Annotated in this window: 6 protein-coding genes; 1 reads left to right on the forward strand and 5 read right to left on the reverse strand. The window is 28.2% G+C overall.

All coding sequences use genetic code 4. The features are described from left to right. Window positions 1–83 precede the first annotated feature (83 nt). From ACX1M8_RS03040 to ACX1M8_RS03060, 5 genes are all read right to left on the reverse strand, one after another. Window positions 84–2,186 carry an MIP family Ig-specific serine endopeptidase gene (locus tag ACX1M8_RS03040; RefSeq protein ID WP_458836769.1) on the reverse strand — a complete coding sequence of 701 codons (2,103 nt, stop codon included), beginning with the start codon at window positions 2,184–2,186 and terminating at the stop codon, window positions 84–86. A gap of 144 nt (window positions 2,187–2,330) precedes the next feature. Continuing rightward, the gene (gene ligA, locus ACX1M8_RS03045) at window positions 2,331–4,466 is read right to left on the reverse strand and encodes an NAD-dependent DNA ligase LigA (protein WP_458836770.1); all 2,136 of its coding nucleotides are present in this window, start codon (window positions 4,464–4,466) and stop codon (window positions 2,331–2,333) included. A 22-nt stretch (window positions 4,467–4,488) separates the two neighbouring features. Beyond that, window positions 4,489–6,831: a DEAD/DEAH box helicase family protein gene (locus ACX1M8_RS03050; protein WP_458836771.1), complete on the reverse strand. Its 2,343-nt coding sequence runs from the start codon at window positions 6,829–6,831 to the stop codon at window positions 4,489–4,491. Next, window positions 6,825–8,489, reverse strand: a complete 1,665-nt coding sequence (locus ACX1M8_RS03055) for a site-specific DNA-methyltransferase (RefSeq protein ID WP_458836772.1) — start codon at window positions 8,487–8,489, stop codon at window positions 6,825–6,827. The genes ACX1M8_RS03050 and ACX1M8_RS03055 overlap by 7 nt, the downstream gene beginning before the upstream one ends. A gap of 76 nt (window positions 8,490–8,565) precedes the next feature. After that, the gene (locus tag ACX1M8_RS03060; protein ID WP_458836773.1) at window positions 8,566–8,835 is read right to left on the reverse strand and encodes a hypothetical protein; all 270 of its coding nucleotides are present in this window, start codon (window positions 8,833–8,835) and stop codon (window positions 8,566–8,568) included. A 261-nt stretch (window positions 8,836–9,096) separates the two neighbouring features. On the opposite strand from ACX1M8_RS03060, the gene ACX1M8_RS03065 reads away from it, so the two are divergent. Beyond that, window positions 9,097–10,248, forward strand: coding sequence for a trigger factor-related chaperone (locus tag ACX1M8_RS03065; protein WP_458836774.1), 1,152 nt, complete (start codon window positions 9,097–9,099; stop codon window positions 10,246–10,248). Window positions 10,249–10,297: the final 49 nt, after the last annotated feature.

Consider the following 10,297-nt stretch of genomic DNA (forward strand, 5'->3'; position numbering starts at 1 on the left):
CACTTTTATTATACCTTAATAAAAGTGTTGCACTGGAGATTGCAATTAAGCAAATAGCCTTAAGTTGGCTATTTTTTCATACTCTAAAATCCTTCAGGGAATAAGGCTGTTTTTTTGTTCCCTTCACCATCAAATCCATTTGGATAAAATAGTTTTAAATTACTTCTATATGAACGTGTTTGATGTGCAAATCCGGTATTATCGATTAAGTTATATCCATAAATTACTTTTTCATTAGGTACATTAATATCAGCAGTTTGAAGTAATGGAGCAAATCTAGCGCTTGCCATTAGGTTACCAAATTGCACATTAGATGTTACATTGTTATATATACCTACAACTTCTCCAAAATCATTATAAACTATTGAACCACTAGCTCCATAATATAGTGATGAGAACTTGATATTGTAATCAAATCCATAATAACTTGCTACAGGTTTATTTCATAACTGTGTATAAATTTGGATATTACCTGTTTCAATAGGTGATTCAGCATCATTTGTGGCATATCCAAATAATTCATTATTTGGAATACCAAATTGAATACCTAGTCTCTTATTGTATTCAAGAGTTACTTCACTATCATCTCTATTTGTAGGATTGTTTTGCATTCAATATGTTGAACCATTATCATTCTTAGGATATCCAGCCACATATACATTTTTAGCATTACTTAATCCTAAAGGATATGCTGGATTATTTCGAGATAAATCTCTTCCTTTAGATAAGTAATCTAATGTAGGCATATAAGTTGCACTACTTGAAGTATAGTTAGGTAATTTAGCTGTATTCTTCATTCTAGCTACATAAGAATCTACAGCTCCTATGGCTTGAAGTATTCATCCTCTTAATGTTTCATCAGCTTTAGTTAGATCTACATCCATTTCTAAAATACCAAAGTCTGTGTAAAAAGGAATTTTCTCTGGATTTTGATTTAATAAAGCTTCTCTTTTGGCTCTTTCATCATCGGCCATAATTTGATTATCCATTTTTGCTTTTTCTTCAGTTTTATATGTTTCTCACTTAGCTTTAATCTCTTTATCAAATTGTTGATAAGTTGTTTGATCCATATAATCTACAGCTGCAAAAAGTACTCTAGGATTAGAAAATGCATTGGAATAAGTTGTGTTATCTAAGGTACTATATCCATTTTGAGTAAACTTCTCATTATTAGCATAATACTGAGTCATACCACCTTTAGTCTCAATATTATCTCTTCAACTATTATTAGGTATTGCATCAAAAGAAGATGGTAGATTACTTTTTCCTATAGCAAATCCACCTGGCTGAGAATTACTTGGGTCATTATAGAATAGTTCTTTATCTAGTTGGGGAGTATTTGTATTTCCATAGTTTCCAATTACGTGTAAATTAGTTGCTATGAATAATTTGTAATGGTTGTCATCTTTCTTATGGTAGTCTAACACTCATCCTGTACCTTGATCTACTACTAATGAATTAGGATCATTAGCTTTTTCTAAAAATCCTGGTTTAATTGAGAATGTTCTATCTCAGATTTCTTTATAGATTTCATTTGCATCAACAGGTGTGTATTGTGAAACATATGAAGGATATTCATTAGCTTGTTTAATACCGGCAGCTGGATTAAATGGAGGAATAATCACTGGAGGTTGAGGAGGTAGAACAGGTTCAGGTTGTGGCTCAGGCACTGGTTCAACATTAGGTGGAGTAGGCTCTACTACAGGTGGTTGAGGTTTTATAGGTTCTTTTTCAGGTGGAGTAGGTTGTACCACAGGTGGTTTTGGTTTTTCTATAGGATCAACTTTAGGTGGTTGAATAACATCTGAAGTTTTTCTAAATCCACTAAGTTCCCTTGTGATAACTGTAGATAAAGTTTTGTAGTTTTTACTAATAAGTGCTAAAGTAACTTTTAAAGTCCCTAAATCATTATTAGCACTTAGCCCTAGGGTTAAAGAATTAAATTCACCTGATGTTAGAACACTATATTCTTCTGGGTTTATCCCACTAATTTTAAGATTATCTAAAGTTATTTCAGAAGGAAATGTTGTAGCTATTTTAATATCGGTATTAACAGTTACATCAACCATATTTGCAGCTGCTTGTAAATCTTTTTCAGCTTTCTTATAGTTCTCTTCGTTCGTTTTTTCTATAGCTGTTGTAGCATTATTGCAAGCATTTGCAATAGGTAATATACCTACTAACATACTGCTTCCTAAAATCATTTTTAATACATATTTTTTCATATAGTTATTATATTAAAATACTTTCTGCAATTTTATAAATTTTCTAATTTGCCTATAGTTAAGGATTAAGAAAAATTCTCTCAATTAAGAAAGTATTTATTCCTATTATTTATCTAAAGCTTTTTGGTCTATTAAAGCAAAAAATTCAGCTTCTGAAATAATTTTTGTTCCTAGTTTTCTTGCTTTTTCTAGCTTAACTTCACCTACATTATCCCCATATACTAGATATGAAGTTTTTCCTGTTACGGATTTATGTACAATACCAGAATTATGTTGAATTATTTCTCACATTTCTTCTCTACTTACAGCCATTTTACCTGTAACTACAAATGATAGTCCTTCTAGTAACCCTGTCGTTTCTTTTTCATCTACAACATAGTGTAATTCTTTATCTAAAGCAAGTAATTGCTTTCTATGTTCTTCATTAGATAAGTATTCTTTTAATGAATCTACAATTTCAGGTCCTATTGTATTTATGTGGATTAATAAATCTAGGTTGTAATTGATTAATTCTTCAAGTGTGTTTACTTCGTTCGCAATAAGTTTTGCAACTTCTAATCCTATATTTTTGATTCCTAAAGCAAAAATAACTTTATATAGCTCTACATTTCTTGATTTCTCTATAGATTCAAGAATAGAATCTATTCTTTTATTTTTAATATTGAAATTACCTTGAATGATTTCTTCTCTATATTGATCTAAATGGAAGATTGAAACAAAATCAGTAATATATCCTTTATCATAGAATAATTCAATGATTTTATCTCCTAAAGTCATAATATTTAAAGCTTTTCTATCCACAAAGTGGATTAATTTCTTAATCTTCTTAGATTCGCAATCATCATTTTCACAGAATTGATCTACAATCCCTAAGATTTCAACAAGTTCACTACCACATGCTGGACAATTTAATACCTTAGGAAATACATCCATTGTATTCTTTTGCTTCATATCAATGATTTTAGGGATGATTTCACCTGATTTAATAACAACAACTTGATCACCAATATTAAGTTGTAAATTCTTAATAAAATCATAGTTGTGTAATGTAGCTTTCTTAACCATTGTTTGGTTAAGTTCTACAGCGCTTTCAAATTCAGCTACATATGTAATTTTACCTGTGCGTCCTACTGTTGTTTCTATTTTTGCAACAATTGGATAAGCTTCTTCTGTTTTATATTTGTAAGCTATTGCATATCTAGGGAATTTTGCTGTCTTACCTAATTGATCTCAATATTGTAATTGGTTTAATTTGATAACAAAACCATCACAATCATACTTAAAGTTGTCTTTGTATTTTTCAAACTCATTAATTTTATCAATTATGCCTTGGGCATCGGCTTGAACAGAACCATACTCGTGTGTTGGCAATCCTAATTCTTTAATAAATGCTAGTAATTTATCTTGATGGAAAATATTGTGTTCTAATGGATTAACAATATCATACATAAGCACTTGTAAATCGCGACTAATAAGTAATTTTGAGTTCTTTTGTCTTAAAGTTCCGGCTGCCATATTTCTAGTATTAGCAAATTGTTGCAATTTAGGTTCAATAGGTTTAGCAGCTTCTTTACCTTCAATAAGTTTTGCTTGATATTTAGGTAGTTTAATATTGTAGTATTCATCTACTTTTTCTTCATATTCTTTTTCTAATAAGATATTTGTTTCTACCAACATATCCTTGGTAACATAAACTTCACCACGGATTTCAATATCTCTTAAGTAAGGAATGTTTTTTGGAATAGATCTTATTAATACAGCATTTTTAGTAACATCTTCTCCAACTTTTCCATCTCCTCTAGTAACAGCACGAATTAGTTTTCCATTTTGGTACATTAATGAAATAGATAATCCATCTATTTTAGGTTCTAAGTTAAAACTTATTTCTTTATTAGGCAAATCTGTTTTGATATCATCCACAAACTTTGTTATTTCTTCAAAAGTATAAGCTTTTGCAAGTGATAACATAGGTTTTTGGTGCGTGTACTTAGTAAAATCAATACTTGGTACTCCACCAATTTTAGTAGTTGGTGAATCTGGTTGAATAAAGTCTGGATATTTAATTTCTAACTCTTCTAATTCTCTAAGTAAACGATCATAAACATAATCTTCTACCATTGGATTATCTAAGTTGTAATAAGCATTATTTAGCTCATTAAGATATTTAGTTAACTCAATAATTCTATCTTGAGCTAAATCCTTTTTTGTTGTCTTCTTTGATTTGATTTCTTTTTCACTCATAATTAACTTTCTTTCTTATAAATTATGATTTAAAGAATTGTTTAATATTAATTCATTTAGGATCATTTAAATTATCTTCATATTCATCATCAACACAGATATATAATTCATTTTCCTTATCTCTAACAAATCCTGTTTTAAGATTGTATTTCTTTTCTTCATATTGTGTGTTATATCATTTTTCATAGTTCTTTAAGGCTTGATATTTTTGCTTGATAAAGTCATCAATGTTTTTATCATTTCCCGCAAAATCTTCTCCACCTTTTGCTTCTATGATTCAGATATTACCTTGATTATCTTCAAGGATATAATCAGGATAGAAGGCTTGTTGTTTTAACACACCTAATTTTTGCATAATGATGGAGAAATAAGGTTTTCCTTTATCACCATTTTTGTAATATCACTTAATATTCTTGTTATTATCACAGAATAATTCAAATAAGTATTCAGGTAATGAATGAATCTTATTCTTAGGTGTTATCATACTTTTATCATAACCCGAATATACATTCTTTTCTAAAATTCCTTTTCCTGCTGATTTTGAATCATATTTAATTAAATCTTGGAAAGGTATGTATCAATTTGTTCTAGAAATTGAATTAGTATTAAATTCATCATCATTTGATAAAAGTTCTACATCTGAAGTAAATTCTCTTAAATCACTAGCTAGCTTTTCTACATTATTAATTAAGAATACTTGTGGATGTCCTCCATTTACTTCGAGAATTTGATATCTAGATAAGTAAGGTTTTTGCACTCTGGCAGATGATGTTAAAACATTAATTAATGTTTTAAGTTGATCAGCATTAAAACCTAAAATATTTTTTAATTTATCTACAGCATGTGTTATATCATTGTGTACAACTTGGCGATTGTATACATACCTAACATCTTTTCTAATTAAAGTATCTTCAACCTTGCTACCATCAAGTTCTTGAACTTGACCTTGACGCATATCATCGTGGATATGTATGTAATCTATGTTGTATCCATTGTCAGCAAGAATAATTTCATTCTTCATAAAATTATTGCTTAGTCCATATTTTTTAACTAAGAACTCATGGAATAGTTTCAATGTATCTTTTCAATCATCGCCTGAATATGAAGATTGATTCATATTTCTTTCTTCTTTTGGAAGCATAAAGTTTTTAAATTCAGGTTTTAAAGTTAGTTTTACAGCTTCAGTTCCTAATGATTGCATTAATACTGAATCCTTAAATTTAGCATCAAAGGTATATAAGAAGCAATTATCGATATTATCATTATCAAAATGCTTTTGAGAAGGCATTCTTCTGATTCTTCCTATAGTTTGGATCTCAAAATCTTCTACCATATTATTTCTTAATTTTACAAGTATTTTAGCTCTAGGGCAATCTCATCCAGTTGCTGTTGCTTGTTTAAAGATTAAATATTCAACACTTGAATTTCTCTCTTCTATTCCATTAAGATTTTCTTTAACTTTATCAAGTCAAATAGCTAATTTTCCATTTGCTGTATTTACACCCATGGGTTGCAAGATATCTTCTTGAATGTATTCAAGAAGAGGATCATTTGCTTTTGTACCTGATTTGTTCGGGATTTGTATTAATACAAGAGAATTAATACGATATTGAGGATCTACTTCTTCATATGCTTTAACAATCTCTTTTCTTCTTTCTTCTGCTGTTTTAATTAAGATGTAAGCTTCATTATCAAAGTCTTCTAAAACATCTTTTGTAGTAACTTCAGGATTAATAAAGATAGAACGAGTAATTAATTCTGAATTAATAACTTCTTGATCTGCGATCTCGATATATTTTTTACTTTTATCTTCTTTAGCAGTAGCTGAAATTCTTATTTCTTTATAAGGCTTTATGTGTTCATGCATAAAGTCGTAAGCTTTCTTTGTATCATTTACATGTTCTTCATCAACGACAACAACAAACTTAAGATTATTAATCCGAGCTTTTTCAGCAGCATCATGAATATTTCCTATTTCATTATCACTTGTTGCTTTATTTCCTTTTTTAATAATCTTTTCTCAGTTAATGAAGTATGTTGTTCCAACATTAAATCCATTATGCATAATGTCATTAACATCTCCACAAGCATATTCAGGATAGAACTGAATCATTTTCTTCATTGATTGTTGCTCTAGATTTCCTTTTCCAGGAGCAAGTCATAAGAAAACTAACTGATTTCTATCTCTATCAGCTTGAATTACATTAATAATGGTTTGCAACATCATTAATGTTTTACCTGAACCTGTTGGAGATTTAATAATTAATGAAGAGTTAGAACCATCTTTTTTATTTTCTTCCAAAATAAAATTAGTTGTATATTCAATAACTCTTTCTTGAAATCTTTTTCATTTTATATTTATCATAAGTAACCTACTTCTGTTAATTCTTTTGAATAGTATTTATTAGGAATAACTACAAGTTTGTTCTTGATGTTGTCGTATATAGCACACTCATAGACATCAACATTATTTTCAGCTACAAAAATAACTTTTGCATTTAATAGTTTTTCTGCAGAAAATGCATCAAATTCTTCTTGAGAAATTGCGAAAAGAATTTCTTCATTATCTATTAATTTTCCTAATTCAAGTTGCGCAAGTTGATAGCAAGAATCTTCAAGTTGTTTTAAGTATTCACGAGAATAATATGAATTAATAAATTCTTCCTTATTAATTGATTCGACTTTATTGTAAATTAAGTTGTGAGGCAATTCTTCTTGTATATTATTTAAACGTTTGAATGTTACATCTTCACAAATATTATTTTCATTATTAGTACATAAGATATATGTTCTATTTCCACCATCTTCAGTATTTAGTTTCGCAACTGTATGGCCTGTTGTTCCTGATCCTGCGAAGAAGTCTAGGATGATTGCATTTTGATTTTTAATTAATTTTAGAAGTCTTGAAATTAAGTTCACACATTTAGGAAAACTAAAAGATTTAGTTTGACCCATAATTTTTTGTAATTCTTTAGTTCCGTTATCGTTACTGTACTCAAACGAAATTAAATCTGTTGAAGCAAAAAGCTTAACTCTATCTTTCTTTGTTAATTCTTTTGCACCTTGTTTAAAATCATATTCGAAATATAATTTTGTTTTTAAAACCCCTTTATCTTCGACTATTAAACCTAACTCTTTTCCTAAAGCTACTCTTTCAGTTCCTCATCTTCAGTATCATTTTCTTCCATCAGGAAGTGTTGGATGGTATATCTTGCCATTAAATTCTATCGGTTCAGCTTGACTTCCCGTTCTTTCATCTAAGTTCTTTTCGGCAAGTAATCTAACAAGTCTATATTTTCCTCTGCCATCATTATCATCTTTTGTAAAAGATTTTGAATCCAATAGTTCATGATTAAATAATAATTCTCTTGTTTGTAAATTTTTTTGTTTTATATAAACCAAAACATAATCATGTTGTTTTGCTAAAGTATTATCGTGAGTTTTTCCACCAGTTGTTGTTAGTCTAGGTAGAGAAGAAATAAAATTATTTTCTCCAAACACTTCATCACATAGTAATTTTAATGCTGCTTGTTCATTGTCGTCAATACTAATAAAAATAATACCTTGTTCGTTCAATAACTCTTTTGCCATTTTCAGTCTTATTTTCATAAATGATAATCATTTTGAATGTCTGAAGTTATCTTCTTTTTCAACATAATTATCATTGTATATAAAATCCTTTACTCCTGTATTATAAGGTGGATCAATATAAATTACATCAATTCTGTTTCTGTGTGTCTTTAGTAAAAGTTTTAATGATTGATAATTATCGCCTTCAATTAAATAATTGAGTTTTTTATTCTTATCCACAATAATCGAATCTTTTTGAGTTAAAGTTAAAATAGACTCGTTAGTTAATTTAACTATATCTTCTTCTTTTTCTTCAAACACTAATCCATATTTTTTAGTATGTAATAATTCTTTAATTGAAGCAAATACTTCTCTTTCTTCTATTGATAAAGAATCAGACTGTTCCTTATCTCTTAATCAATTTAGAATGATTTCTTTTTTTTCTTTATTCATATCAGCTCCTAAAACTATTAATAATTTAATTTTATTAAATTATTAAATTTTAATTAAAGCTATTTTTATTTTTAAGCTATTTTAGTAGTCGGGGATAGATTTCTAATAATCAATCTATTATTTTATATATCAGCTCTAATCCAAAAATAAGAAAAACTACAACAATTATCAATATAACTATTAAGTTAACCAAAAATATGATAAGTCATTTATTATTTTTCAGGCTTCATGCCATTTTAAGTTCTCCAGTATATTTAGTTTTCTTTATTTCCTCGGTTTCTTTTGTTACTTTTACAGAACTTTCTTTAGAATTATTCTTATTTTTCTTAGAGTGCGCTTTTTTCATGTTCCTCCTTTCTCGACATTATATTCGTCGCTTATTCTCATTGATACATAGTGTAAGTATAGCTCACTAAATTCATATTTTTTCAAAATTTATGAAAATATTGTCGCAATATATAAAACACTATATTTCAGTCACTTTTAATATTTTATTCAATATTAATCTTCTATATTAAGCCAATTGAGCAAATAACGACCCTATTTGCTAAATTTTCTATTTATTTACCTAGTTTCCTATATAATTATTAAAACGAAAAGAGGAAAAATGCAATTCGAAACAAAACATATAGAATTAAGCAAAGAAGAATGATTAAAAGCTCAAAATGAAGCTTTAGCTATTCTTGAAAGAAATAAACAACAAGGTCAAAAAATTGAGCAAGCTACAATTTTACAAGCAGCTTCTCATGAAGTTTTAACATACTATAGAAATAATGAATTACAACAAAACAATGAAGAATATAAAGATAGAATTTACTTCCTACCAATTGCTAGTGATGTTAAATTCACAATTGATTCATTTAGTTTTGATCTAAAAACATACTATCAAGATAAATTAGATGAATTTAACTTAGATGTAAATCCTAATGTAGAATTTAGCCTTCCAGCAGATTTTGAAGCAAGAGTTGAGACATTTACACAAAAATTCATTGAAAAATACAGATTCAAAGTTGAAAGTAGTAAACAAACAATTGAAGAATTAGATAATGTAGAATTTTCAATTGCTCCAGCTGAAGCTAAAGATCAAGTACAAAAATATAATGCAGTAGCTAACTCTAAATCACAAAACCCTATTGAACAAGCTTTAGTAGGATTAAAAGTTAATGAAGAAAAAGAAGTCGAAGCTTTTGGAACTAAATTTGTTCTAAAACCTTTAATGGTATTTACATATGAAGAAATGCCTATAACAGATTTAAATGTGCATTTATTAAATATCCCAAACATCAAATCACTTGAAGATGTTAAAGCACACATTCATGAAGTAACTCAAGAACAAACAGTAAATGACGAAATCTTCTCTTATGGTGAAAAAGTTATGTCTTCAATTCTTGAAAACAATAAAGGTAAACTTGTAATCCCAGAAGATTTAATCGAAAACGATATTAAAGCATTTGAATTTTCACCACAATTTGAAGGTGATAAAAAACAAGTAGTTGTTTCAACAATTGAAAACTACTTCTGAACAATTCTTTCTATGAAAAAATTTGGATTCTCTATCACAGCTCAAGATGTAGATACTGAATACAAAAAACTTTCTTCAATTATTCCGGCTGAAGAATTACAAAAAATTGGTGGACAAAGAATTTCTAACATTATTTTATTTAAAAAACTTGGTACAATGTATTTAGAAAAGTATCAAAATACAGAATTTAAAAAATATGAAAAAATATTAAAAAATTATTTTGCCAAAAATTTGTAAAATAAGCTCTATTTTGTCACCCCTAGAGTAGATAGAATAGAGTAAAATA

The sequence above is a fragment of the Mycoplasma tracheobuteonis genome (assembly GCF_054456995.1).